At 58.0% G+C, this 24,277-nt stretch carries 24 protein-coding genes; 15 read left to right on the forward strand and 9 right to left on the reverse strand.

Annotated elements, in window-relative coordinates; all coding sequences use genetic code 11:
- Both ACTH3D_RS01130 and rlmM read left to right on the forward strand, forming a co-directional pair.
- A complete protein-coding gene (locus ACTH3D_RS01130) occupies nucleotides 1-1,587 on the forward strand; it encodes a BCCT family transporter (protein ID WP_441664386.1) in 1,587 nt (528 codons plus the stop codon).
- A 159-nt stretch (nucleotides 1,588-1,746) separates the two neighbouring features.
- A complete protein-coding gene (gene rlmM / locus ACTH3D_RS01135) occupies nucleotides 1,747-2,814 on the forward strand; it encodes a 23S rRNA (cytidine(2498)-2'-O)-methyltransferase RlmM (RefSeq protein ID WP_441664388.1) in 1,068 nt (355 codons plus the stop codon).
- Between the two features lie 28 nt (nucleotides 2,815-2,842).
- Here rlmM and ACTH3D_RS01140 read toward each other — a convergent pair whose 3' ends face one another.
- The gene (locus ACTH3D_RS01140; protein ID WP_441664390.1) at nucleotides 2,843-3,130 is read right to left on the reverse strand and encodes an antibiotic biosynthesis monooxygenase family protein; all 288 of its coding nucleotides are present in this window, start codon (nucleotides 3,128-3,130) and stop codon (nucleotides 2,843-2,845) included.
- A 49-nt stretch (nucleotides 3,131-3,179) separates the two neighbouring features.
- Here ACTH3D_RS01140 and tusA point away from each other — a divergent pair, with 49 nt between their 5' ends.
- On the forward strand, nucleotides 3,180-3,428 hold the full coding sequence (gene tusA / locus ACTH3D_RS01145; protein ID WP_441664392.1) for a sulfurtransferase TusA: 249 nt from the start codon (nucleotides 3,180-3,182) through the stop codon (nucleotides 3,426-3,428).
- A 46-nt stretch (nucleotides 3,429-3,474) separates the two neighbouring features.
- Here the strand turns inward: tusA and ACTH3D_RS01150 are convergent, their stop codons facing one another.
- Together ACTH3D_RS01150 and ACTH3D_RS01155 are read right to left on the reverse strand one after the other, a co-directional pair.
- Nucleotides 3,475-4,173, reverse strand: a complete 699-nt coding sequence (locus ACTH3D_RS01150; RefSeq protein WP_441664394.1) for a hypothetical protein — start codon at nucleotides 4,171-4,173, stop codon at nucleotides 3,475-3,477.
- Nucleotides 4,174-4,431: 258 nt separating this feature from the next.
- The gene (locus tag ACTH3D_RS01155; RefSeq protein ID WP_441664396.1) at nucleotides 4,432-5,880 is read right to left on the reverse strand and encodes an MATE family efflux transporter; all 1,449 of its coding nucleotides are present in this window, start codon (nucleotides 5,878-5,880) and stop codon (nucleotides 4,432-4,434) included.
- A 142-nt stretch (nucleotides 5,881-6,022) separates the two neighbouring features.
- Between ACTH3D_RS01155 and ACTH3D_RS01160 the strand changes: the two genes are divergently transcribed.
- Complete coding sequence (locus tag ACTH3D_RS01160; protein WP_441664398.1) at nucleotides 6,023-6,595, forward strand: elongation factor P hydroxylase; 573 nt, start codon at nucleotides 6,023-6,025, stop codon at nucleotides 6,593-6,595.
- Nucleotides 6,596-6,598: 3 nt separating this feature from the next.
- On the opposite strand, the gene ACTH3D_RS01165 is transcribed toward ACTH3D_RS01160, so the two are convergent.
- Together ACTH3D_RS01165 and ACTH3D_RS01170 are read right to left on the reverse strand one after the other, a co-directional pair.
- Nucleotides 6,599-7,090 carry a hypothetical protein gene (locus ACTH3D_RS01165; RefSeq protein ID WP_441664400.1) on the reverse strand — a complete coding sequence of 164 codons (492 nt, stop codon included), beginning with the start codon at nucleotides 7,088-7,090 and terminating at the stop codon, nucleotides 6,599-6,601.
- Nucleotides 7,083-7,973 carry a TatD family hydrolase gene (locus ACTH3D_RS01170; RefSeq protein WP_441664402.1) on the reverse strand — a complete coding sequence of 297 codons (891 nt, stop codon included), beginning with the start codon at nucleotides 7,971-7,973 and terminating at the stop codon, nucleotides 7,083-7,085. Before ACTH3D_RS01170 ends, ACTH3D_RS01165 begins: the two co-directional genes overlap by 8 nt.
- 126 nt (nucleotides 7,974-8,099) lie before the next feature.
- Here ACTH3D_RS01170 and ACTH3D_RS01175 point away from each other — a divergent pair, with 126 nt between their 5' ends.
- Nucleotides 8,100-10,025 (forward strand): ATP-binding cassette domain-containing protein, encoded by a 1,926-nt coding sequence (locus ACTH3D_RS01175; RefSeq protein WP_441664404.1) that lies wholly within the window; start codon nucleotides 8,100-8,102, stop codon nucleotides 10,023-10,025.
- Nucleotides 10,026-10,124: 99 nt separating this feature from the next.
- Here the strand turns inward: ACTH3D_RS01175 and ACTH3D_RS01180 are convergent, their stop codons facing one another.
- Complete coding sequence (locus ACTH3D_RS01180) at nucleotides 10,125-10,571, reverse strand: universal stress protein (RefSeq protein WP_441664406.1); 447 nt, start codon at nucleotides 10,569-10,571, stop codon at nucleotides 10,125-10,127.
- Nucleotides 10,572-10,763: 192 nt separating this feature from the next.
- Between ACTH3D_RS01180 and ACTH3D_RS01185 the strand changes: the two genes are divergently transcribed.
- Nucleotides 10,764-11,261 carry a preprotein translocase subunit YajC gene (locus ACTH3D_RS01185; protein WP_441664408.1) on the forward strand — a complete coding sequence of 166 codons (498 nt, stop codon included), beginning with the start codon at nucleotides 10,764-10,766 and terminating at the stop codon, nucleotides 11,259-11,261.
- Between the two features lie 79 nt (nucleotides 11,262-11,340).
- On the opposite strand, the gene slyA is transcribed toward ACTH3D_RS01185, so the two are convergent.
- Complete coding sequence (gene slyA / locus ACTH3D_RS01190) at nucleotides 11,341-11,814, reverse strand: transcriptional regulator SlyA (protein ID WP_441664410.1); 474 nt, start codon at nucleotides 11,812-11,814, stop codon at nucleotides 11,341-11,343.
- Between the two features lie 334 nt (nucleotides 11,815-12,148).
- Here slyA and ACTH3D_RS01195 point away from each other — a divergent pair, with 334 nt between their 5' ends.
- A complete protein-coding gene (locus tag ACTH3D_RS01195) occupies nucleotides 12,149-13,741 on the forward strand; it encodes an ABC-F family ATPase (RefSeq protein WP_441664412.1) in 1,593 nt (530 codons plus the stop codon).
- On the opposite strand, the gene ACTH3D_RS01200 is transcribed toward ACTH3D_RS01195, so the two are convergent.
- Nucleotides 13,730-15,022 carry a DUF5924 family protein gene (locus ACTH3D_RS01200; RefSeq protein ID WP_441664414.1) on the reverse strand — a complete coding sequence of 431 codons (1,293 nt, stop codon included), beginning with the start codon at nucleotides 15,020-15,022 and terminating at the stop codon, nucleotides 13,730-13,732. The genes ACTH3D_RS01195 and ACTH3D_RS01200 overlap by 12 nt on opposite strands.
- 299 nt (nucleotides 15,023-15,321) lie before the next feature.
- Here ACTH3D_RS01200 and fadB point away from each other — a divergent pair, with 299 nt between their 5' ends.
- Together fadB and fadA are read left to right on the forward strand one after the other, a co-directional pair.
- The gene (gene fadB / locus ACTH3D_RS01205) at nucleotides 15,322-17,508 is read left to right on the forward strand and encodes a fatty acid oxidation complex subunit alpha FadB (protein ID WP_441664416.1); all 2,187 of its coding nucleotides are present in this window, start codon (nucleotides 15,322-15,324) and stop codon (nucleotides 17,506-17,508) included.
- A gap of 42 nt (nucleotides 17,509-17,550) precedes the next feature.
- Nucleotides 17,551-18,729, forward strand: coding sequence for an acetyl-CoA C-acyltransferase FadA (fadA, locus tag ACTH3D_RS01210; protein ID WP_441664418.1), 1,179 nt, complete (start codon nucleotides 17,551-17,553; stop codon nucleotides 18,727-18,729).
- A gap of 92 nt (nucleotides 18,730-18,821) precedes the next feature.
- Here fadA and ACTH3D_RS01215 read toward each other — a convergent pair whose 3' ends face one another.
- A complete protein-coding gene (locus ACTH3D_RS01215; protein ID WP_441664420.1) occupies nucleotides 18,822-19,283 on the reverse strand; it encodes a flavodoxin family protein in 462 nt (153 codons plus the stop codon).
- 212 nt (nucleotides 19,284-19,495) lie between these two features.
- Here ACTH3D_RS01215 and ACTH3D_RS01220 point away from each other — a divergent pair, with 212 nt between their 5' ends.
- The 6 genes from ACTH3D_RS01220 (at nucleotide 19,496) to ACTH3D_RS01245 (ending at nucleotide 24,240) form a co-directional block, all read left to right on the forward strand.
- Entirely contained in the window at nucleotides 19,496-19,909 is a 414-nt protein-coding gene (locus ACTH3D_RS01220) for a thiol-disulfide oxidoreductase DCC family protein (protein WP_441664422.1), read from the forward strand.
- On the forward strand, nucleotides 19,906-20,280 hold the full coding sequence (locus ACTH3D_RS01225) for a hypothetical protein (protein ID WP_441664424.1): 375 nt from the start codon (nucleotides 19,906-19,908) through the stop codon (nucleotides 20,278-20,280). The genes ACTH3D_RS01220 and ACTH3D_RS01225 overlap by 4 nt, the downstream gene beginning before the upstream one ends.
- A gap of 234 nt (nucleotides 20,281-20,514) precedes the next feature.
- Complete coding sequence (locus ACTH3D_RS01230; RefSeq protein ID WP_441664426.1) at nucleotides 20,515-21,897, forward strand: c-type cytochrome; 1,383 nt, start codon at nucleotides 20,515-20,517, stop codon at nucleotides 21,895-21,897.
- Entirely contained in the window at nucleotides 21,890-22,834 is a 945-nt protein-coding gene (locus ACTH3D_RS01235) for a c-type cytochrome (RefSeq protein ID WP_441664428.1), read from the forward strand. Before ACTH3D_RS01230 ends, ACTH3D_RS01235 begins: the two co-directional genes overlap by 8 nt.
- 145 nt (nucleotides 22,835-22,979) lie before the next feature.
- Entirely contained in the window at nucleotides 22,980-23,264 is a 285-nt protein-coding gene (locus tag ACTH3D_RS01240; protein WP_441664430.1) for a DUF2798 domain-containing protein, read from the forward strand.
- 25 nt (nucleotides 23,265-23,289) lie between these two features.
- On the forward strand, nucleotides 23,290-24,240 hold the full coding sequence (locus tag ACTH3D_RS01245) for a hypothetical protein (RefSeq protein ID WP_441664432.1): 951 nt from the start codon (nucleotides 23,290-23,292) through the stop codon (nucleotides 24,238-24,240).
- The last annotated feature ends 37 nt before the right edge of the window (nucleotides 24,241-24,277 follow it).

Here is a 24,277-nt window from a genome sequence, read left to right on the forward strand (position 1 = left end):
TTGGTAAAGCGCTACGAGGCCCGTCGTAGAGCGGTTTTTCATGCATTTTCCCTGGGTAATCCCCTGGTTCTGGGGTTGAGCATTGCGTTCATTGTGCTTTTTATCGGGCTGTCTGTTTATGACATCGATATGGTTGCCGGCAATATTTCCGAAGGTTTTGCCTGGACTGCAGCAACCTTTGGCAGCTACTTCCAGCTGCTATTGCTGTTGACCTTCATTGTTGCCATGGGCGTGGCATTTTCACCGGCGGCCAATGCAAAGGTAGGTAACCTGGATAAGCCAGAGCTGAGTACCTTCAAATGGGTGTCAATGATCCTGTGTACGCTGCTTGCAGGTGGTGGTGTTTTTTTCGCGGCGGGCGAGCCGGTCTATCACTTTGTGGTGACTCCACCTTCATTCGATACAGATGCGGGGACAGCCGAGGCCGTTGCCGGTGCACTGGCGCAGTCGTTCATGCACTGGGGCTTCTTAGCCTGGGCCGTGTTGGGCTCGTTGGCTGCTGTTGTGTTGGCTCACGCGCACTATGTCAAAGGCTATCCACTTCAGCCGCGGACTCTGCTGATTCCTGTGCTGGGCGAGCGTGTGATGATGGGCTGGTTTGGTAGCGTGGTGGATGCGCTGTGTATCATCGCCATTGTTGCCGGCACCGTCGGCCCGATCGGTTTTCTAGCCACGCAGGTCAGCTTCGGGCTGCATGAGCTATTCGGTTTGCCTGATACCTTCGCCACTCAGCTCACGGTGCTGATCGTGCTGGGCCTGATCTATGTGACGTCGGCCATGACCGGTATCCATCGCGGTATCCAGATTCTTAGCCGCTTCAACGTTTTCTTGGCGTTGGCTATTGCCGCTGTGATCTTCCTATTCGGGCCCACACAGTTCCTGATTGATGCCTTTACCCAAGGATTTGGTGAATACCTGTCTTCATTCTTCACTATGGCCACTATGACTAACCAGACCGCTCCCGACTGGTGGATGCAGTGGTGGACGGTATTCTTCTTCGCCTGGTTTATCGGCTATGGTCCGTTGATGGCGATCTTTGTTGCACGTATCTCGCGTGGCCGCACCATTCGGCAGATGATTCTGGCGGTTGCTGTAATCGCGCCGATAGCAACTACCGTCTGGTTCACTCTGATGGGCGGCTCAGGGATTTACTATCAGTTGACTGGTGCTATCGATCTGACTGATGCGTTGAACAACTTCCGCTTTGATGTGGCAACGCTGACCGTGGCACAAGCCTTGCCGGGCGGCACTTTCATGGCGCTGGCCATCCTAGTGCTGACGACCATTTTTGTGGCTACCACTGGTGATTCCATGAGTTATGCAATTTCGGTAGTTGGCACAGGGCATGATCAGCCTAGCGTACTGGTACGTGCTTTCTGGGGCATTGCCATGGCGCTGCTGGCAGGTATCCTGCTGCGTATGGGAGCCGGTCAGGTGGGCGCCCTGCAGCAGTTCATCGTGATCACGGCAACGCCGGTTTCCTTGGTGCTGCTGCCGACGCTGTGGACAGGGCCTCAGGCGGCCATTGCCATGGCACGTGAGCAGGGACTGATGAGTAGGCCGCGTCAGGAAAAACCTGCTGCGTGAAGCGGCGGCGTAAGCTGTTAGAACCAGAGCGACAGGGGCCTGCCAGTATGGCAGGCCTTTTTTTGTATCAGGCCTGGATAGCGTATAGTGCCAGTTATTGGCAGCATCCAGCAGCGGTCAGCCCTTGGCCGCTGAAAATGCGTCAGACGAGGAAGTCTCATGAACGTGCCCAACGAGCTGCTGTGCTATTGCCGCCCTGGATTTGAACCTGATCTGGCGGCAGAGCTGCTCCACCGGGGAGGTCAGCTGGGTATCGATGGGGTAGACCATGCCGAACGTCACAGTGGTTTTGTGCGATATGCGTTGCCGCCAGGGCAGGCTGCCAACGAGCTGCATCGCGGCTTGCCACTGACGTCGCTGGTATTTGCACGCCAGAGCCTGGTGGCGTTTCCGCCTCTGTCACTGGATCGCAATGACCGCTTGTCGCCGATTGTCTCGCAGGTGGTGGAAAGCGGCTGGAGTTTCGAGACGCTGTGGCAGGAAACGCCAGACACCAACGAGGCCAAAGCGCTGTCGGGACTGATGAAGGCGCTCAAGCGTCCGCTGGAGTCAAGTCTGAAAAAGCGCGGTGCCTTGAGGCGTAAGGCGGGAGGTCGAAGGCTGCATGTGTGGTGGAGCGATGGCGACTGTGTTCAGCTGGGCATCAGCTTTCCAGGTAACCGAAGCGAGGAACCCGGCGGTATTCGGCGCCTGCGTTTTCCTCATGCTGCGCCCAGCCGCTCAACGCTCAAGCTGGAGGAAGCCTGGCATGAGTTTATCCCCATCGATCAGTGGCAAGAGCGGTTGGCTGTAGGGATGCAGGCTGCTGATCTGGGTGCGGCTCCTGGTGGCTGGACCTGGCAGTTGGTCAATCGGGGAATGCAGGTTTACGCCATTGATAATGGCCCCATGAATCCGGCGCTGATGGCCGGCGGCATGGTCGAGCATTTGCGTGAGGACGGCTTTGCATGGGCGCCACCGATGCGGCTTGACTGGCTGGTGTGTGACATTGTCGACCAGCCCTCGCGGGTCATCGACATGATGGCCCGTTGGCTGGTCAAGCGTTGGTGCCGCGAAGCGGTTTTTAATCTGAAACTGCCGATGAAGCAGCGTTGGCGTGCTGTGCACGAAGGGTTATCAAGGCTCGAGTTGATGTTGGCAGATGCCGGTGTTGGCGCTGACATCAGCTGTCGACACCTATACCATGATCGGGAAGAAGTTACGGTGCATGTGCGCCTGCGCGACTGAACATCAGCTCAGCGTTTTGTGTCTGCTATTAATAACTGTGTTTGAACATCCGTACATGTTCATCTTCGGTCAGCAGCGGCAGCATTTTTTGCAGTACCTGCCGACGCGCACTGCTGTCACGCCAGTCTTTCCAGGCGCGTAGGTCGCGCCACTGGGTGATGACCAGCCGTCGGTTGCTGTTTTCGCTTTCGATCAAGCTTTCACCTCCAGCAAAGCCGGTGACGCCCTGCACCTGGCGCATAACATCGCGTGCTGCCTGCTCGTACTCTTCTTCCAGTCCGGGCATGATGCGCCGTTCGATAATAATCTTGATCATGACACAGTCCCCAGATCTATTCTGTCAGTGTGAGGGAGGTAATTGCATAATGTCATCCGATACGTCCTTGCCAGTCAGCCAGGCCCAGTTGGATACCAGTGGGCTCTATTGTCCTGAACCAATCATGATGATGCACAACCAGGTTCGCAACATGCAGCCCGGAGAGGTGCTTGAAGTGATAGCCACCGACCCGGCCACTGTGCGCGATGTGCCAAAGTTCTGCGCTTTTCTTGGCCATGAACTGACTCATCATAGCGAAGCCGATGGCTGTTACCGCTACCTGATACGCCTAGGCTGAGCGGCTGACTCAGACCTTGGCTTAGGCATTGCTTCAGTACGATGGCTCAGCCTTTACCACTGAGCACTGTGATGGCCAGGGCCTCCATGGTGGCAGCATCCTCGTCACGGATACGGTTGGCAATATCACGCTGGAAAAGATACACAACAGCGTGCCGACTGTGCCCGGGGTAAAGGCAGGCGTCGCCCGGTAGCACTGGGGTCATCTCGATCTTGTCTTCGTCGGCAAGCAAAGCTTCGATACGCCCGTCATTATACAGGTGCCAACCAAAGACCTGTTTCAGCTGCAGCGGGCTCTGATTATCGTCCATACAGAGGGCATGGGTGCCGTGGCTTTCAGGAATCTGCTGAATTAGGGCAGTTTCCTGCATTTCTTCATAGTCAAAGTAGGCTGCTGAGTGCTCCAGCTCGTGCACCTTATGGGCAGGCGGGTAGTCGAACAGCTCATCTGTTTCCGGGTCCCGATAGCCGATGAATTGCCCGTGCTCCGGGTCGTCAAGCTGCTGGCAGGGCATGAGTGTTTCCATCCAGGCCACCAGCCCAACCACATCGCCATCTTCCCGAAGGCCCCAGGCCAGCACGGGCATACAATAGTGAGCGTCGGGTTCGGCAGACTGCTGATAGACCATTTCCAGGCCATCCAACTCCGGTGACAGGCGAACCAGACGTCGTCTGGCCAGCTGGCGTTGGCGCATCGTCTCCAGGTCAATGACCTGGGCAGGGCGGTGAGACAGCGAGATAGCCATGATTCCTCCTGCTGAAGCATTATCACATCAGTCGGCGGCCAGTTTTTCAGCGCCGGTTGTCAGTGCACGGCGTCACTGTTGAAAATCCTTACCTTCACAACCTCACTCTCGTGGCTTTTACCCCACATCTTTACACCTTCTACATCAATACCACAGGTTCTACACAAATATCACAGACTGGCAGGTAAGGGTAAGCCCCTGGCCTCAACACTTTGGATTGGATGAGGGTGGCCGGGGGCAGTTGCAGAGGGAGTGATGTCAGGCGTTGGCAGTGTCTGTCTGACTGGCTGCAACGCGCTTGCTGAGACGTCTCAGGCGTTCGCCGAGCAGTATGGCGGCAACGGTCAGCCCGGCAATCAGGCCGATCCAGTAGCCATGAACTCCCATCGGCGGCGTCAAGCCAGCCAGTCCTTGCGTCCCTAGCCAGTGTCCGCCGGCCAGGCCGACTAGCCAGTAAGCCAGCATGGTGATCAACATGACGACACGGGTGTCCTTGTAGCCGCGCAGGGCACCGGCCAGGTTGACCTGTAGTCCGTCTGATACCTGATAGAGCATGGCCAGGCCGATCAATGACATGGTCAGCGTTTTGACGGCGCCATCGCGGGTGTACAGGTCGATCACCGCATCAGCGGTCAGCCAGACCAGGGTGCTGTTGAACAGCGCCGCAGCCAACGAGATATAGGCGCCATGCCAGGCCACCATCCGAGCGGCCCGCAGGCGGCCCTGCCCAAGGGTATTACCGACACGCACGGTGACCGCTATACTCAGCGACAGCGGCAGCATGAACAGCAGCGAGGTGTAGTTCAGCGCCACCTGGTGAGCGGCCACGGTAATCTCACCGAGGCTGGCGATCAGCAGAGCAATGAGCGTGAATAGCGTCACCTCGACAAAGATTGCCACACCGATTGGCAGGCCCACGTAAAGCAGCTCGCCGATGATTTTCCAGCGCGGCGGGGTAGGTGAGTGCCACAGCTCGACATCTCCATAGGCAGAGCTGCGGCGGGTATAGACCATCATCGACAGGCTCATGGCCCACATTGACAGCGCCGTGGCAATGCCGCAGCCGAAGGCACCCAGAGCTGGAATTGCCTGAACTGGAGCAGGCAGCCAGTCACCAAACATGCTGACAAGCCCTGGGCCTCCGTAAATCAGCAGGTAATTGCTGGGGATATTCACGGCCAGGCCGATCAGGCTGATCAGTAGTGCGGGGCGGGTGTGGTTCATGCCGTCAGAAAAGGAGCGTAAGGCCAGAAATAGCGCTATGCCGGGCATGCCGGCGCCGATGGCCAGTAAATAACTCGCCGAACGACTGGCTACCGCTTCAGGTATCTCCATCCAGTGGAATATCGGCATCACAATGGTCCATATTAGCAGCATGGCCAGTAGCCCCATTACTAAGGCAATCCATAGTGCCTGATGCACCTGGGGCCGTATTTCAGCCCGCTTGCCCGCACCGAGCAGCTGTGCCACCACAGGTGTCAGCCCCATCAAGGTGCCAGTCATCAGTAGCATCAGTGGCAGCCACAGGCTTGAGCCGACCGATACCGCTGCCAGGTCCGTCGGACTGAGGCGGCCGGTCATCATGACATCGGTCACACTCATTCCCGCCTGGGCAAGCTGGGCGCCCCAGATCGGCAGGGACAGACGAACGAGTGTGCGTGTCTCAGTACGCGAGGTACTGACAAGGTCGGCGATAAACCGGGCCATGTGTTTCAGCTCCAGGCAGTATGGCCCCGTATCAGGGGCAGAGCGGGCGGAATGAGCGGCGTATTCTACCAGTGCTGTGCAATTTTCGTCGTGCTCCCATACTGGCTATAATGGACGGCCAATTTCTGGTCTAGGTAACTGCGTGATTCATTCACTTGACGATATAACGGCGCTGTTCGATGGGCTTTTTTATCCGACGTATCGAACGCGCCTGGTACGCGGTGGTGATGAGCCGTTGTATCTGCCGGCGGATAGTGAAGTGGCCTGGCATCGGGTAATTTTCGCCCACGGTTACTACGCCAGTGCCCTGCATGAGATCAGCCATTGGTGTATTGCCGGTGCGCAGCGTCGTCAGTTGGAGGATTACGGCTACTGGTACTTGCCCGATGGCCGAGATGCTGAGCAGCAGCAGGCCTTTGAAGCCGCAGAAGTGGCGCCCCAGGCACTAGAGTCGCTGTTTTCAGCGGCCTGCGGGCGACACTTCAATGTCAGCGTGGATAATCTGGGCGATGTTGAAGTGGATCGCCAGGCTTTTGCAGCCAGGGTGGCAAAACGGGCCGAGACATTCGAGAGGCAGGGGCTGCCGTCTCGTGCCGAGGCATTCCGCTCGACACTGGCAGCGTTTTATCGGCAGGGCAACAGCATACAGGTCGCTGTGGCTATCGGCCGCGCGTGTCTTGGTGCCGACATGACGGAGTGTGTTGAGCGAGCCTGAAGCTCAGGTTTCGTTGTCGTCATCGAGGCGCATGCGCTGATGCAGCGCCAGCATGACCTGGATTTCGTCCTCCGGGCGCATCGGCTCCAGCCCAAGTTCAGCGAACAGCTCGCGCCTTGCCTGGGACCACTCACCTACAGACAGTTCAGGATACAGGCTCTCAGCAGGTGCCAGCTCGATAAATGGGTCCATGCCATAGGTGTCAAACAGCCGCGAGAGTGCCGCCTCATCATCTGCAATGCCGGCAGTGTAGAGGGTGGCATTGAAGTGGTCCTGCTCCAGCTCCTGAATGACATCCAGCGGGCTGACACCCATGGTGGCGAGTTCTTCCATGCTGTAGCTGCCCAGCGAAATCATTTCGTCATCAAGCCAGTCGCTATCTGGCTGGATCAGGGTGTGTTTGACGCTGCCATCGCGTAGCGTCCAGGCAATCGATAGCGGCAAGCCGTCTTGATCTGCAGTTTCTACCGTAATGAAACCGGGTAAGTCATCCATGGCAGATGTCCTCTGTGGTGTTATCAGGTTCGCTTGCTGTTAGGCCAAAAAATGCCAGACCGGCGGCGGTGGTAGCACGTGCCAGCTCGGCCTCGTCGATCCCTCGCCAGTGGGCGATTTCGCGTACGATCCACGGCAGCAGTGCTGGTTCGTGGCGCCTACCTTTCAGTTTGGCAGGTAAATTGCGTGGCAGTAGATAAGGGCAGTCGGTTTCAACCATCAGACGCGTCAATGGGATGTCGGGAACCAGCTCGCGCAGGTGGTGGCCGCGGCGCTCATCGCAGATCCACCCGGTCAGGCCAATGTGCAGGTCCAGGTCGAGGTAGCGGTACAGGGTGTCACGCTCGCCGGTAAAGCAGTGCACTACCGCTTGGGTAATATCGTCGCGCCAGGCCGCCAATATTTCGGCCATGCGCTGGCCCGCATCACGTTCGTGAATGAACAGCGGCAGGCGATTGCTGGCGGCCAGCTCCAGCTGGGCCTCAAAGGCACGCTCTTGGTCGGCCGGCGTGGAGAAATTGCGGTTGAAGTCCAGTCCACACTCGCCGACCGCAACGACTTTGCTCTGCTGGTGCAGTTCAGCCATAGCGCTGGAAAGCTCAGCAGACCATTGGCTGGCATCGTGGGGATGCACGCCGGCTGTAGCGTAAAGTCCGGGGTGTTTCCCAGCCAGCTCCAGCGCCTGACGCGCATGTTCGAGATCAGTGCCGGTAATGATCAGCGTCTCGACGCCAGCGGCCCTGGCACGGCTTAGGGTCGCCTCGAGGTCCCTACCAAAGCTTTCATGAGTAAGATTAGCGCCGATATCCATCAGCGGCGCTGGCGAGCAAAACTGCAGCGCCTCCGGTAAGACGTTGTCGACATCCGAGGGCGAATCGGCCACGGCGATGGGCTCCTTGTGCTGAAGTGACGTTGAACAGGCGCGAATTGTACCCACAGTCATTGTCATCAAGCCACGTCGGGGCACATGGTTTACACTATAGCGCTTGTCAATAAGAGAGGTGGATGCGTGGCTCTGTTACGTCTTGAACAGCTGCAGCTGGCCTATGGCCCCAAAGTGCTGCTGGATGGCGCCGATCTGGTGCTGGAACGCGGAGAGCGGTTGGCCCTGGTCGGGCGCAACGGAACGGGTAAGTCAACGCTGCTCAAGCTGGTGGCCGGTGAGATACTGCCGGACGGCGGCAGCGTCTGGCGTGCGCCCGGGTTGAAGATCGGCGTGCTGGCTCAGGATTTGCCCGACGCGTCCGGTGAAACCATCTTCGATGTGGTTGCCCAAGGGTTGCCCGAAGCCGGCGAGCTGCTCAGTGAGTATCATCACCTGGTGCAGTCCGACGCCCCTGACATGGATCGCATGGCATCCCTGCAGGAACGCCTGGAAGCCATCGATGGCTGGTCGTTCCACCGGCGTATCGACGTGGTATTAACCCGCCTGGGCCTGCCCGAAGATGCTGCGATGGCCGATCTTTCGGGTGGCTGGCGTCGTCGGGTGGCGCTGGCCAGGGCGCTGGTCGCCGAGCCGGACCTGCTGCTGCTTGATGAGCCGACCAACCACCTGGATCTGGACACCATTGCCTGGCTGGAAGAACAGCTCGCTGCCTTCGATGGGTCGGTGCTGTTCATTACCCATGACCGTACTTTCTTGTCGAACCTGGCCACGGCGATTCTTGAGTTGGATCGCGGCCGACTTGGCCGCTATCCCGGTAACTACGCCGAGTATCAGGCGCGCAAGAGCCATGAGCTGGAGGTAGAGGCCCGGGAGAATGCCGAGTTCGACAAGAAGTTGGCCCAGGAAGAGGCCTGGATTCGCCAGGGCATCAAGGCCCGGCGTACCCGCAACGAAGGGCGGGTGAGGGCGCTCGAGCAGCTGCGTCGCGAGCGTGGTGAACGCCGCGAGCGCCTTGGCCGCGCCAACCTCGCCATGGACAGTGGAGAGCGGAGCGGCAAGCGTGTGGTGGCGCTCAAGAATGTGACCCAGCGCTTTGGCGATGATGCCGTGATTGATGGACTGAGCATGGAGATCCAACGTGGCGACAGAATAGGCTTGATCGGCCGTAACGGCGCCGGTAAGACCACGCTGCTCAAGATTCTGCTGGGTGAGCTGAAACCCAGTGAGGGTGAGGTGCTGGTGGGCACTAAGCTGCAGGTTGCCTATTTTGACCAGCTGCGTGCCGGCCTAGAACCCGAGAAGAGTGTGTATGACAACGTGGCCCAGGGCAGCGACCGGGTTACGGTGGGCGGTCGCGACCGTCATGTTATCAGTCATCTGCAGGACTTCCTGTTCACCCCCGACCGCGTGCGCCAGCCGGTCAAGGCGCTTTCGGGCGGTGAATCCAACCGCCTGCTGCTGGCCAAGTTGTTCACCCAGCCGGCCAACGTGCTGGTGCTCGATGAGCCGACTAACGATCTTGATGTCGAGACCTTGGAGCTTCTGGAAGAGCTGCTGCTCAACTTTGACGGCACCTTACTGCTGGTATCCCACGATCGTTCTTTCATGGATAACGTGGTCACCAGTGTGCTGGCCTTTGAGGGACAGGGTCTGGTGCGCGAATATGTCGGGGGTTACAGCGACTGGGTACGCCAGGGTGGTGCCTTGCCGCCGGCGCCCTGGGAGGGCGCCGCGCGTCAGCAGGTTGAGCCGGTGGCCGAAAAAACACCACCAAAGGTCGGCACCAGTGAAACCGAGCCAGCAGCAGCGCCCAGGCGGGTCAAGCTGTCGTATAAGTTGCAGCGTGAGCTGGATGGGCTCCCCGCAGAAATAGAGCGCCTGGAAAATGCGGTTGCCGAGGTCGAGGCCCAAATCAGCGAGCCGAGTTTCTATCAGCAGGATAGCGACAAGGTAACGTCAGTGCTGCAAGCGCTGAGCGACAGACAGGCTGCACTGGAAGCCACCATGGAGCGTTGGATGGAGCTTGAAGCCCAGGCGTCTGGCGAATAAAGGTCTGAGTAAAGAACCAATCCGGAGCGCTATTGCGCTCCGGGCTGTTGGATGGTGTTTGGCCTCGAGCGGTGCTTGGTCTCGAATAACGGCTGGCTGCTATTCGTCGCTGTCCATGCCGACACGCACTGCCAACACATCGCACTTGGCGCCGTGCAGCACACCGGTGGAAGTGGAGCCCAGTAGTAATGCGAAACCGTGGCGCCCGTGTGAGCCCACCACGATCAGATCCACGTCCTGTTCATCAGCAAAGCGATGAATCTCGGTATCCGGCATGCCGACGACCACGTGCTGGTCTTCAGGAGCAACATGGGGGTTGGCGATATCAGCCAGACGCTTTTTGGCGTGATCATCCAACTGGTCTTGGATGCTGGTCAGGTCCATGGGGATATCACCGCCATAGGCAAAGCCAAGCGGTTCCAGGGTGTGCATGATGGACAGCCTAGCATGGTTGCGGTCAGCAATTTGCAAGGCCCGCTCAAGAATTGAGTGGGAGTCCTTGGTCAGGTCAACCGCGACCAGGATGTGACGATATTCGTTGCTCATGACAGCCTCCAGATGGCGTTCCGTTCAGTCAGCCTGTGTGTTCAAACTTATGTTCTTAAACCCATGTTCTCAAACTCATGTTCCCACTTTAGGACGCACGATGATTCAAGACAATGATCTGTATCCATTATATCCCAGGACAGCCTGCAACATGACAACGCACGTCAGAGCAGTGCACTCAAGGACAGCGCCATGAGCTGGTTGGTCATTGCTGGTGTCATGGCCATGCTGGTTGCCCCGCTGATGTGGCTCAAGCCAAGCCCTCGGCAAAAGCGGCTGGTGGCCTTGCGTGGTGAAGCGCGCAAGCTCGGTATCGAGGTGAAGATGGACGTCTCGCCTGCCCATCAGGCCAAGGGGTTGGTGGCGGTGTATCGCTGGCCGTACCCTGGGTCACGTCCGGGGCCAGACTTCATGCTGGTCAGCCCGGATCTGGCCAGCCCGGCGCTGAAGGTGTTTTCCGATGGCTGGTGCTGGCGCACAGAGCCGCTTCGGCCGCTACCCGAGCCTGCCCAGCGGCTGTTGAGCCGTCTGCCCGCGCATCTGGGTGATAGTGTGCTGGCGATTGGCTCGAGCCGCTCGGCACTGACCCTGTGGTGGGACGAGGCACTGTACGCGCAACAGCTGCCGGCGTTTGTTGAACCGCTGGCTGAGCTGCGCGATGCTCTGGAAGGGTGCCCGGACCAGCGCTAAGGCTGGGCACTGGGGCGAAAAGTCGGAGTGCGCTGAACCTGAGAGCCGGAGCTGACTCGGACGCTGATTGACTCAGAACCTAGTCTGACTCGGAGGCGTCTGGCTGCTCGGCATCCTGTTCCTGCTCGCGGATTGCCAGGCCGTTATTTTCAATACGGGTCAGCAAGGCGGTGAACAGTTCGATTTCATCGGCGCTGAGACCTGACAGCATTTCAGACATGACATCGCTGACCTCGGCTTCTATGTGCTGTAGTAGCGGCATGGCTGCCTGGGTCAGGAAGATATGTTTGGTGCGTCGATCGGCCTCGCCAGGGCGACGTTCGATCAAACCCTGCTCAGCCAGCTGGTCGAGGGTGCGTACCAGCGAGGGGGCTTCAACGCCAATGGCCCGGGCCAGTTCACGCTGAGGCTGGTTATCGCCCAGCCGCCACAAGTGGTAGAGCGTAACCCAGCGGGTCTGGGTCAGCCCTTCGGGAGCCAGGCGGCGGTCGATGATGGCACGCCAGATGCGGGGAATCCGTGCCAGTTGGAAAGCGACGCTGTTCTGGTGCATGGGTCGTTACTGCCTAGGTGGTTTCAGTGATCTGTTGATTCAGGACTATTTTTTTCAATGAACATCTACGTCAGTGACAAGTGTCCGAAGATGTTGCGTGTAATGCAAATGGCGGTTTGGGTATGCAACACCTTGTAACACGATGGCGTTGATGCATCGAGCTGCTTCGAATGGCCGCAGATCGTTGATAATTGCCTAGTAGCGCTACGGTAACAATAATTGGGGCTGCATCGCTGTTGCTTGGCGCTTACAATCGCCCCCTTTCTTTCTATGCGTTCCGGGCCCGTGGCCCTGAGGCGCTGCTCCAGATAACGCAACATTACGGAATGCAATCTTGATCTCTACTGCCAATATTACCATGCAGTTCGGGGCCAGACCCCTGTTCGAAAACGTCTCGGTCAAATTCAATAATGGCAACCGCTATGGCCTGATCGGCGCCAACGGCAGTGGCAAGTCCACCTTCATGAAGATTCTGGCCGGTGATCTGGAGCCGTCTTCAGGGCAGGTGATGGTTGATACCGGCGCCAGGCTGGGCAAGCTGGGTCAGGATCAGTTTGCCTTCGAGAGTGCGCGGGTCATCGATACCGTGATCATGGGCAATCATGAGCTGTGGCAGGTGGCGGCTGAACGCGAGCGCATCTACTCGCTGCCGGAAATGAGTGAAGAAGACGGTATGGCGGTGGCTGATCTGGAAGTCCGCTTTGCGGAGCTTGATGGCTATACCGCGGACTCGCGTGCCGGTGAGCTACTGCTGGGGCTGGGAATTCCTGAGTCGCAGCATACCGGTCCTATGAGCGAGGTGTCGCCAGGCTGGAAGTTGCGCGTGCTGCTGGCTCAGGCGCTGTTTGCCGACCCCGACGTGCTGCTGCTCGACGAGCCCACCAACCACCTGGACATCCACACCATCCGCTGGTTGGAAGACATACTGAAGGCGCGTCACAGCACCATGGTGATCATCTCCCACGATCGCCACTTTCTTAACAGCGTCTGTACCCACATGGCGGACCTGGACTACGGCGAAATCACCCTGTTTCCTGGCAACTATGACGAGTACATGACTGCCGCCACGGCGGTGCGCGAGCGTCAGCAGGCTGACAACACGAAGAAGAAGGCCCAAATCGCTGAGCTGCAGGCCTTTGTCAGCCGCTTCTCGGCCAACGCTTCCAAGGCCAAGCAGGCGACATCGCGGGCGCGCCAGATCGACAAGATCAAGCTCGAGGACATCAAGCCCTCCAGTCGGGTTAGCCCCTTCATCCGCTTTGAGCAGAACAAGAAGATCCATCGCAATGCGGTCAATGTCGAGGCGGTCTCCAAGGCGTTCGGTGAGCATGCGCCGCTGTTTGAACGCTTTTCAATGACCGTAGAAGCCGGCGAACGCATCGCCATCATCGGCCCCAATGGCATTGGCAAGACGACACTGCTCAAGATCCTAGCCCGTGAGTTGCATCCCGATGCCGGTGCTGTGCGCTGGACTGACAGTGCTGAGATTGGTGTGTTTGCCCAGGATCACAGCAGCGACTTTACCAACGACGCCACGCTGTTCGAGTGGATGGGTCAGTGGACTACCGGTGGTGAGCAGGAAGTGCGTGGAGCCTTAGGACGGATGCTGTTTTCCAGCGATGATATTGGTAAGTCAGTGAAAGTGATCTCGGGTGGCGAGCAGGGCCGCATGCTTTTCGGCAAGCTGGCGTTGACCAAGCCCAACGTCTTGCTGATGGACGAGCCCACCAACCATTTGGATATGGAGTCTATCGAGGCGCTTAACCTGGCGCTGGAGAACTACCCGGGAACGCTGATTTTTGTCAGTCACGACCGTGAGTTCGTCTCATCGCTGGCTACACGCATTCTCGACATGCGCGATGATGGCATCACCGATTTCAGCGGCAGCTACGACGAATACCTGCGTAGCCAGGGGCTATTCGGCTGATTTCTGTTGGGTGTTATCTCCGCCCTCAGGTTGGGGCTTGGTTTGTGTCTTAGCGCCCGGCTCGCTATCAGGCTCAGGTTCAGCCTCGTCTTCAGGCTGATCTGAGGTGTTCCCGGGGGTTGGTGCGTGGCTGGGGCGGGCGACCAGGTGCCTGACAACGAGGCCCGGAATGCCCGGCGGTGTGCTTGTGTGGCCATCAGCCAGGGTCGCTGTGCTGCTGTCATCACTGACGTTAAAGCGGATGATGCCGATGCGTTGTCCGCCTGTGGTCATGATATCAATGCGCCAACGCCCCGCCGATTCGGCGGGAAAATTCAGCTTGTGGGTCCAGGCACGGTAGCCGTCTTCACGGCCACCATGAATTTCCAGTGGGATACGCTCGATCAACTCACCGTTATGACGCCATTCGTGTACGACCTCCTCCTTCAGGCCGCGCGGTGCATGAATGGCCGTAAAGGCGTAAAGACCATTGGCATTGAGAGCCTCGGGGGTTAGGCGCATCTCACCACGCGGTGCCCGCTCAGAGCTGTCAAAGGCTGGTGACAGCGCGCTGGCTGAAAGCCACAGGCTAGCCGGCGGCACCCAGGCGCGACCCGACCAGGCCAATACGGCCAGCATCGGCAGCACAGCCAGCATCGACAGCCATCTTCGTCGTGACACCAGGCTGCGCAGCTGCATCAGACTTGGCAGGCTGAAAATCACCATGGCGACCAGCGCCAGCAGCATGCTCTGCCGGGTGCTCAGGTGAAGCAGCGTCGGCAGTGCTACCAGCACCACCAGAAACACACACTGGGCATGGAAGAAAAAATACAGCCAGCGGTGTGACGCCAGGCGGTAATACAGCGGGTCCATGATGGAAACCAGCGCCAGCAGGATCATCGCTGACGTGAACAGGGCCTGGCCGCTGCTCCACACAGTGGTGGCCAGCAGGAAGGGTAGACAGAAAAACAGCGTCTCCTGGTGTATTAGCTGGGCGATAAAAGAAGTGCTTCCGACTGGCAGGGAGGGGTAGCCGCGGCGCTTCAGCCATTGGATGATCAACCCCTCACCCAGTAGCAGCCCCCAGGCCAGCAACATGCCTAGCGCCAGGGTGGCACCCAGCCACTGTTGACGTTCAACCAGGAAGAAACTGCCCATGCCGCTGGCAAAGGCCGCTGGCGGCCATAACCAGCCCCAGCGCCGCCAGTAAACAGCGAGTTTTTCCAGGCGGCGTTGCCAGACCTGCAGCCAAGGCGCCTGGGCGGGCACTTGAGGGTCAGAGGGTTGGGGTGTGGAAGCCATGGGGGTCTCGTGGTTTATTGATGCTTGGTAGTGAAAGGCTGGCAGTGAAAAAAGTGTGCTGACGCTGCAGATGTCGGGAATGACTGCCTGTACTGTAGTCTCAAGTGGAATCAGATGTACGCTGAGGTATCGGATCAACAGCATGAGAATCAGTTCACAATGCGGACTGTTTCAAAAAACGGTATTTCAAAAGCCAGTATTTCAAAAGCCAATGCGCCAAAAGCTTGACGCCACCGCGAGAGTGAACCAAGCTGTAGCAAATCAAACGGTCGTATGAATTCTTGCACGGAGATTCGTGGATGATCTATCAAGGCAATGCCATCTCGGTGTCACGTGGTGACAACGACATCGCCACCCTGACCTTCGACGCGAAGGACTCAGCCGTCAATGTGCTGTCCAGCGCGGTCGTCAAGGAGCTGGGGGAGGCGGTTGAGGCAATCGAAAAAGAGTCGTCGCTCAAGGGCCTGATCCTGGCCAGCGCCAAAGAAGCGTTTATCGTTGGTGCGGATATTACCGAATTTCATCGCATGTTCGAGGAGGGCAGCGAAGCGCTGACTGCCATGCTCGAGCATGTTCACGGCATTTTCAATGCATTGGAAGACCTGCCGTTCCCCACGGTGAGCGCGGTTAACGGGCTGGCTCTGGGTGGTGGCTGTGAAGTCACGTTAACCACAGATTACCGGGTGCTCAGCGAACGCGCCAAGATTGGTTTGCCTGAAACCAAGCTGGGTATCCTGCCAGGCTGGGGAGGCTGTGTGCGCCTGCCTCGCCTGATTGGCGCCGACAACGCCATTGAGTGGATTGCCGGCGGCACGGAAAATCGCGCCGATGCCTGCTTGAAGGTCGGAGCAGCTGACGTCGTCGTCCCCCATGAGCAGCTGCTCGACGCAGCAATGGATCTGGTCAAACGGGCGGGTGCCGGCGAGCTGGATTACCAGGCGCGCCGTGTTGAAAAGTGCTCGCCGCTCAAGCTTAACGCCATCGAGCAGATGATGGCGTTTGAGACGGCCAAAGGCTTCGTCGCCGGCAAGGCCGGGCCGCACTATCCGGCACCGGTGGAGTCCATCAAGGTCATTCAGAAAGGTGCCGGAGAGGAGCGTGCCCGCGCCCAGGCCATTGAAGCCAAAGCATTTGGCAAGCTGGCGATGACCGATGTCAGCTTCAACCTGGTCGGCCTGTTCATGAATGACCAGGTAGTCAAGAAAAAAGCCAGCAAATACGAAAAGCAGGCACCAGAAGTCAACCAGGCCGCGGTACTAGGTGCTGGCATCATGGGTGGCGGTATTGCCTACCAGAGTGCTTCCAAGGGCACGCCGATCCTGATGAAGGACATTAAGGAAGATGCCATTGAGCTGGGCCTGAATGAGGCACGTAAGCTGTTCGGCAAGCAGGTGGAGCGCAAGAAGCTGAGCGTTGCCCAGATGGGAGAGCGGCTGAGCAACATTCGGCCCACCTTGTCCTATGGCGACTTCGGGCATGTCGACCTGGTCGTCGAGGCGGTGGTCGAGAACCCCAAGATCAAGGGTGCTGTGTTGGCCGAAGTTGAAGGCAGTGTGGCCGAGGACACCATTCTTACCTCCAATACCTCAACCATTTCTATCACGCGACTGGCTGAAAACCTCAAGCGGCCCGAAAACTTCTGCGGCATGCATTTTTTCAATCCGGTGCATCGCATGCCGTTGGTCGAAGTCATCCGCGGTGAAAAGACCGGCGATAAGGCCGTCGCAGCAACGGTGGCCTATGCACGAAAAATGGGCAAAACGCCGATTGTGGTCAACGACTGCCCCGGCTTTTTGGTCAATCGCGTACTGTTCCCGTATTTCGGCGGCTTTAGCCAGCTGATTGAAGACGGTGCCGATTTCAAGCGCGTCGACAAGGTCATGGAAAGATTTGGCTGGCCCATGGGTCCGGCGTATCTGCTTGACGTGGTCGGTATGGATACTGCGGTTCATGCCGGTGAGGTCATGGCCGAAGGCTTCCCGGATCGAATGGGCGGCATGAGCGCATCGGGCGACTCAGGCCACAAGACCGCCATTCAGGTGATGTTCGAGAATGACCGTCTGGGCCAAAAGAACGCCAAGGGCTTCTACGCCTATGAGAAAGACAGGAAGGGTAAGCCGAAGAAGGTTGACGACCCGGTAGCCAATGAACTGGTGGCCTCGGTAGTCACCGGCCAGCAGGATTTTTCTGATGAAGACATCATTGCGCGCATGATGGTGCCGCTGTGCCTGGAGACCGTGCGCTGCCTGGAAGACAACATCGTGGGCAGCCCAGCAGAGGCCGACATGGCACTGATCTACGGCATCGGTTTCCCGCCGTTCCGCGGTGGTGCGCTGCGTTACATCGACGCTATGGGCCTCGCTGAGTTCGTCGAGCTGGCCGATGGACTGGCCAAGGACCTGGGTCCGTTGTATGCGCCCACCGACCGCCTGCGCGAGATGGCGAAAAACGGTGACAGCTTCTATCAGGGCGCTGACCAGGCCTGATCCACCACCTCAGTTGGCAGAACAAGTGGGAGAGCTAGAGCAATGAGTTTGAATCCGAGAGATATCGTGGTGGTCGACGGCGTTCGTACCGCCATGGCAAAAGCCAGGAACGGTGCCTTCCGTAACGTGCGTGCCGAAACCTTGTCCGCCGCCGTCATGCAGTCGCTGCTTGAGCGTAACCCGGGGCTGGATCCGGCTGAGATCAACGACGTGATCTGGGGGTGTGTGAACCAGACCCTGGAACAGGCCATGAACATCGCGCGCAACGCCGCGATCATGACCGGCATACCGCGCACTGTGCCTGCTCAGACCGTCAACCGGCTGTGCGGCTCCTCGATGAGCGCGCTGCATATTGCTGGGGCCAACATTCGTGCCGGCATGGGTGACTTCTATATCATTGGCGGCGTCGAGCACATGGAGCATGTGCCCATGACTCACGGCATCGATATTAACCCCGAGGCCAGTAAGTACGCGGCCAAGGCGGCAATGATGATGGGCCTGACCGCCGAACTGCTGGGCAAGATGCACGGTATTACCCGTGAAGAGCAGGACGCTTTTGGGGTGCGCTCTCACCAGCGTGCGCTGGCCGCGCAGCAGAACGGTGGCTTTGACCGTGAGATTATCGGCATTGAAGGCCATGATGCCCAGGGCTTCAGGATCCGCGTCGATCAGGACGAAGTGATTCGTGCCGATGCCAGCCTGGAGTCCATGGCCGGGCTCAAGCCGGCCTTCGACCCGCGCGGTGGCACCGTGACCGCCGGTACCTCATCAGCGTTGTCTGTGGGAGCCAGCGGCATGGCGGTGATGAGTGCCGAGCGGGCCCAGGCGCTGGGGCTTGAGCCCATCGCGCGCGTGCTGTCGACCGGCGTGGCCGGCTGCGACGCTTCGATCATGGGCTATGGTCCAGTGCCTGCCAGTAAGCAGGCGCTCAAGGCGGCAGGGCTGAGCATTGACGACATCGAAACCGTCGAGCTCAACGAAGCCTTTGCAGCCCAGGCGTTGCCTGTACTGAAAGACCTGGGCCTGCGTGACCGCATGGATGAGGCCGTCAACCTGCACGGTGGTGCTATTGCCCTCGGCCATCCGCTGGGCTGCTCCGGTTCGCGTATCTGCACCACTTTGCTGAACGTGATGCGTGAGCAGGACACCACCCTGGGCCTGGCGACCATGTGTATCGGCATGGGCCAGGGTGTGGCCACGGTGTTCGAGCGTCTGAAGTAAGCGTATAGGCCAGGCAGTTATTGAACTACGGCACACAAACGGCATCCCGCAGGGTGCCGTTTTTCTTTATTGTTTTATCGTCGGCATGCCAGTCAGATAACACCGGCTTCCAGTCCCGCCGCCATGGCCTGCGCCAGCTCTTCGACCTGACCGCAGAAGCCTTCCTGCCACTCACCATGTAGCGTCAGCGGTTCCTGGGCCCAGTTCCAGCGTAGGCCAGTGACGATGCTCTCTACCGCGCGACGCGTGCCGGTACCATCCAACCCGGCGCGGATATAGAGCGCACAGGGCAGCCCCTGCTTTTCTTCCAGTACGGGATAATAGCAGCGGTCAAAAAAGTCCTTTAGCGCACCGCTCATATAACCCAGATTCTCAGTGGTACCCATCAGCACAGCATCGCAGGCCAGTACATCGTCCGGCACGGTATCCAGCGGCGCTTTTACCACGACTTCGATACCCTCTATGTCTGGGTGTTGCGCCCCTCGCTGTGCTGCCTCGCGCAGCTTCAAGGTGTTGGGAGAGGGTGCATGGGCGACAATCAGCAGACGTTTCACGTTGGAATCTCCTTATGCTGCCCCGTGGCCGGTGGGTAGATTATTGCAATGCAATAGGGCTGTCAGCATAGCCCCTGACGAGGGCATTGGGCCAGCACGGCTGAGCAATGCCAAACTGGTATGATGGACGACATGGCTTTCATGTATATCGTTTTTGCGAAAGGCTGGGCGAATGCAGACTCTGAAGGCAATTTTCATCAAGGAGGTCGCTGATGACGGATAACAGCCAGGTTGAAAGCAGCTGTGGCGCACAGCAATCACAGGTCAAAAACGCACAGCTCAAGGTTTACTACGATGCGGCCTGCCCGCTGTGCCGACGCGAGCGCCAACGCTATGAGTCGTGGCAAAAGGCCGCCGAGGGCGTGGCATGGCTTGATGTGAACACCCACGATGAACACCTGATTGCGCGTGGTGTTGTGCCACGTGAAGCATTGCTGTCACTACACGTAGAAGACGCTGCTGGTCAGTTCCATGACGGTATTGATGCCTATGTGCTGCTGATGCGCCGAGTGCCACGCCTGAAGCCGCTGGCCTGGGTTATCGGGCTGCCGGTCATCAAACCTGTTCTGACGTGGATATATGAGGGCATGGTGCGTCGTCGCCTGGCGCGGGACGGACGGCTGTGAGAAAGCTGCTGCCTGCTATGTTGCTTGCCGGTCTTTTAGCTGGCTGTGGCGGGCAGGAAAAGGCGAGCCAGGTTCCGTTGGCCATGTTGGTCAGCAGTTCGGCTGACTATGATGATCGGCAGGTTATCACCAGTGGCGTGGTGCGACGCTTCGAGGATCCGCTGCATTACTGGATAGAAGATAGCGCTTTCAATCGCGTGGAGATATTCCCCCAACAAACCATCGCCCCTTACCTGGGGAAAAGCGTACGGGTAGAGGGCCATTTCCGCTACTCCGATAGCGAGGGGCGTCGCCTGGCTCTGGGCGATGTTGAGCTTGTGGCCGGTCAAGTGCTGTCTGTTAAAACAGCTAGTGATGACAATGGAGACTAAGTAGGCAGGGTGGCAGACCCAGTGGACAGGTGAAGGTCGATACTTGGCGTTTAAGGATTATGTTATGAAATTTTGTTCTTAATGGCATTGTGATATCGTTAACATGCTAAGTTATAGCTGGTGAGAAAGTGTAGCTGGGGCGGGGTTTTACGTTGAAACAGTGACTCAAGCCGATGCCAGGGCTGGCCGCAAAGGAAATCGCCTGGATGCATCTTCCATGACAGGGGCAAGCGCATGAAGAAGTGGCTATCAGTTATCGGTGTTGTGGGAGTTCTTGGGTTGGGGCTGGCATTCGCTGTCGGTAAAGTGTTGCCGAATCTGCGTACCACCAGCGCTGGCGCCGAAGTAGATATCACCGATCCGGCGCTGATCGAAAAAGGCGAGTACGTGGCAAGGACGGCAGACTGCTTTGCCTGCCACACCACCCTTGAAGGCGAGGACTACGCCGGTGGCCTGCCGATGCTGACTCCGCTGGGCGCAATCTATTCGACCAATATCACACCTGATAAAGACACCGGCATTGGCAGTTACTCGCTGGATGACTTCATCAACGCGGTGAAGCATGGCGTACGCCAGGATAACGCTGCGTTGTATCCGGCCATGCCGTATCCGTCCTATCAGATCATGCCGGATGAAGACATGGCTGCCATGTACGCCTACTTTATGTCTGGCGTTGAGCCGGTCAATCAACCCAACCGGGAAAGCGAACTGCCGCCGGTGCTCAACTGGCGCTGGCCCCTTGCGTACTGGCAGGCCATGTTTGCTCCCGAGCGCGAGTTTGTCCCTGCAACCGCCGACCCGATGCTGACGCGGGGTCAATACCTCATAGAAGGCCCCGGGCATTGTGGCTCCTGTCACACCGAGCGTGGTATTGGCTTTCAGGAAGTGGCGCTGTCCAATGCTGACTCTGAAGAGTTCCTGAGCGGTGCGGTGATTGACGGCTGGCGTGCTAAAAGTCTGCGTGGAGAGCACCGTGGGCTTGGTACTTGGGAGGTGGCCGAACTAAATGATTTCTTCAAGACGGGCCGCACCAATACGACGGCGGCGTTTGGTGCCATGGCCGAGGTGGTTGAGCACAGCACCCAGTACATGACGGATGAAGACATCAATGCCATGTCGACTTACCTGAAATCACTCAGCCCGGCGCCAGGCAAGGAAGTCAGGCTGGCCGACAAGGAAGACACCACGACCCAGAAACTGCTCGACGGGGTCTATGATTCGCGTGGTGCGATCTTGTACGCCGAGTATTGCCAGGTCTGCCACCGTGCCGATGGCCAAGGTGTACCCCGAATCTTCCCCGCGCTTGATGCTAACAGCGCGGTCTACTCCAAGGAGGCTGACTCTGTTCTTCAGATCACACTGAGTGGCGGAAGAATGCCGGACACGCCTCACGACCGCATGGCTTTTACCATGCCGGAATTCATCAATCTCAGTGATCATGATATTGCGGAAGTGGTCAACTATGTGCGTAACAGCTGGACCAACCAGGCCAGTGAAGTTGATGTGGATGACGTAGTGAAGATGCGTGCCTTCCTGGACAAGAAGCCGAAAACAGCAACGGACTTCGCGCCCGACCTGAGCGTAGGTGCTGAACAAGAAGGAGTAAATCATGAGTAAGCGTTTATCTGATTTTCCTGCTGTCGCTAGCCTTACGCTTCGTCGCGCTGTGTTGACTGCTATTGCCGTTGCCTGTGCGGTTGCCATCAGCGGCTGCTCCGACCCCAAGCCAGCAGAGCGTCAGGCCACGCAGCTGGATCTGGTGACAGCCGATGATGCCAACGAAGATATTGGCACCTACATCCTGCCCCAGGATACGGCCATACTGGATGAGCCCAATGCGGACGAAATCTTCTACGGCAAGCGGCTGCTCAATGAGACCAAGCGCCTGCTGCCAGATCACGTCGGTGCCAGCATGAACTGTAACAGCTGCCACATTTCTCAGGGTAAGGTGCCGCTGGGCGACCCCTACATCAACAGCTTCAATGACTACCCCAGGGTCATGCCACGCTCAGGGACGGAGGTAGATCTTGAAGGACGTATCAATGGCTGCTTCCAGCGCTCCATGAACGGCACGCCGCTGGATCGGGAGTCGCCCGAGATGCTGGCGATGATCGCGTACATGGAATGGCTGGCGCAGAGTACGCCAGACTCCCAACGGGTTGATATCCGCAATGCCGGTGAAATCGATACCTCGCTGGTACCTGACCCAGTGCGTGGTGAGGAGCTGTATATGGCTCAGTGCGCCACCTGTCATGGTGATAACGGCGAAGGCATCAAGGACCGTCGTGGTGACATTGTTTTTCCACCGCTGTGGGGTGAGGAGTCGTTCAATATTGGCGCTGGTATGGCGCGGACCTATAAAGCTGCTGCTTTCGTAAAATACAACATGCCCATGGGAATTCAGACCAAAGGCCTCTGGGGGCACGGTAATGTGCTGACGGACCAGGATGCCGTCGATGTGGCAGAGTATTTCACCCATAAGCCGCGTCCTGACTTTCCGGGCAAGGTCAATGATTGGCCATCCGGCAATAAGCCAAAAGATGCGCGCTACTAGTCTATAAGTGGACTCTTGGCTTTTTAGCAGTGGTATATAGTTATAGTTTCTAGCACCGTCATACGAAAGAACCTCGCTTCACCCTAGGTGGTGCAGAGGTTCTTTCCTTTCGTACCACCATTTTGATCAGGGTTTGGTAATAGGCATGGAATCACCGGCTTCAACGTCATTTTTTAAGCGTGTCGTGGAAAAGCGTGGGCTGCCACGGCGTTTTACGCCCATTGTCTTTGCGTTTTACATGTCATCAATCATGGCTTTTCTGATGACGCTGGTGATTACTGCTGTAATGCGGGGCCTTGGCGCCGGTTTTTTCAGTGCGGCGATGAGCGCCTACGCGTTGGCCATGCCAGTCGCCTTCTGTTGTGTGCTGGTCGTTCGCCCCCTTGTGATGCGTCTGGTCAAGTGGACGATTGCCGACGGCGAACTCTGATCTGTCACTTATACAGGTATGCACATTGCGTAGAGATGGAGAGAACAGACCCGATAGAAGTTCCGATTCTTATGACTATCCGGAGCTCGACGGCTACTCGGAGTTCGATAGCTATTCAGATCTTGATGATTACTCAGACCTTGATGATTACTCAGAGCTTGACGGCTATTCAGACCTGAGTTCCTTTGCCGACCTTGATTTTCTTTGTGATCCCGATAACTACTCCGAGGAGCCCGAGCTTTTCCTGGATGTGCCCTATGTGCCGACCGATGAGAAAGTGGTGGCCGAAATTCTGGACCTGGCTGATGTTGGCCCAAGAGATGTGCTGTACGACCTGGGTTCAGGCGATGGTCGGATCGTGGTGGCTGCGGCCAAGCAGCGTAATACCCGCGGAGTCGGTATCGACCTTGATCCGATGAGAGTTGCTGATGCCATGGAGTATGCCGGCCACACCGGCGTTGAGTATTTGGTCGACTTTATCGAGGGCAATATCTTCACTGAAGATATCAGCGCCGCTAGCGTGGTGACGTTGTACCTGCTGGACTCTGTCAATCTGGAGTTGCGTGCGCGGCTGCTGGACACGCTCCGCCCGGGCACACGCATTGTTTCCCATGCCTTCGACATGAGCGACTGGAAAGCCGATGAGCGACGCTCTTTTACGGGTGCCACGCTGTACAAGTGGGTGGTGCCGGCTCAGGTCGTTGGCACCTGGGAGTGGTACCGGCCCGACGGAAAGCAGTATCGCATCGAGCTGAAGCAGAAGTATCAGAAAGTGATCGGCAATGTGTGGCTGGATGGCAAAAAAGCCCACCTGGAAAGTGCCAACCTCAGTGGCACTCGACTTGATCTCATGCTTAAGGAAGATGCAGCGGCGCCCTTTGACTGCTTCACGCTGACATTTTCTGATTGTTCGGCAGAAAGCCGGAGGGACAGCGGAGCCTCAGGCAGCAAGCTGTTATCAGTCGATGTTGCTTGAGTACAGGATATTGAGTGGTGGGGCTGTGTCAAAGTGG

Origin of the sequence: Halomonas sp., assembly GCF_052095765.1 — a bacterium.
GTDB lineage: Bacteria > Pseudomonadota > Gammaproteobacteria > Pseudomonadales > Halomonadaceae > Halomonas.

Coding starts and splice junctions, on each gene's coding strand:
- fadB (WP_441664416.1), top strand. CDS start 15,322: ATGATCTATCAAGGCAATGCCATCTCGGTGTCACGTGGTGACAACGAC.
- ACTH3D_RS01155 (WP_441664396.1), bottom strand. CDS start 5,880: ATGGCCCGGTTTATCGCCGACCTTGTCAGTACCTCGCGTACTGAGACA.
- ACTH3D_RS01230 (WP_441664426.1), top strand. CDS start 20,515: ATGAAGAAGTGGCTATCAGTTATCGGTGTTGTGGGAGTTCTTGGGTTG.
- ACTH3D_RS01235 (WP_441664428.1), top strand. CDS start 21,890: ATGAGTAAGCGTTTATCTGATTTTCCTGCTGTCGCTAGCCTTACGCTT.
- ACTH3D_RS01220 (WP_441664422.1), top strand. CDS start 19,496: ATGACGGATAACAGCCAGGTTGAAAGCAGCTGTGGCGCACAGCAATCA.
- ACTH3D_RS01200 (WP_441664414.1), bottom strand. CDS start 15,022: ATGGCTTCCACACCCCAACCCTCTGACCCTCAAGTGCCCGCCCAGGCG.
- ACTH3D_RS01165 (WP_441664400.1), bottom strand. CDS start 7,090: ATGGATGACTTACCCGGTTTCATTACGGTAGAAACTGCAGATCAAGAC.
- rlmM (WP_441664388.1), top strand. CDS start 1,747: ATGAACGTGCCCAACGAGCTGCTGTGCTATTGCCGCCCTGGATTTGAA.
- ACTH3D_RS01240 (WP_441664430.1), top strand. CDS start 22,980: ATGGAATCACCGGCTTCAACGTCATTTTTTAAGCGTGTCGTGGAAAAG.
- ACTH3D_RS01140 (WP_441664390.1), bottom strand. CDS start 3,130: ATGATCAAGATTATTATCGAACGGCGCATCATGCCCGGACTGGAAGAA.
- tusA (WP_441664392.1), top strand. CDS start 3,180: ATGTCATCCGATACGTCCTTGCCAGTCAGCCAGGCCCAGTTGGATACC.
- ACTH3D_RS01185 (WP_441664408.1), top strand. CDS start 10,764: ATGAGCTGGTTGGTCATTGCTGGTGTCATGGCCATGCTGGTTGCCCCG.
- slyA (WP_441664410.1), bottom strand. CDS start 11,814: ATGCACCAGAACAGCGTCGCTTTCCAACTGGCACGGATTCCCCGCATC.
- ACTH3D_RS01180 (WP_441664406.1), bottom strand. CDS start 10,571: ATGAGCAACGAATATCGTCACATCCTGGTCGCGGTTGACCTGACCAAG.
- ACTH3D_RS01150 (WP_441664394.1), bottom strand. CDS start 4,173: ATGGCTATCTCGCTGTCTCACCGCCCTGCCCAGGTCATTGACCTGGAG.
- fadA (WP_441664418.1), top strand. CDS start 17,551: ATGAGTTTGAATCCGAGAGATATCGTGGTGGTCGACGGCGTTCGTACC.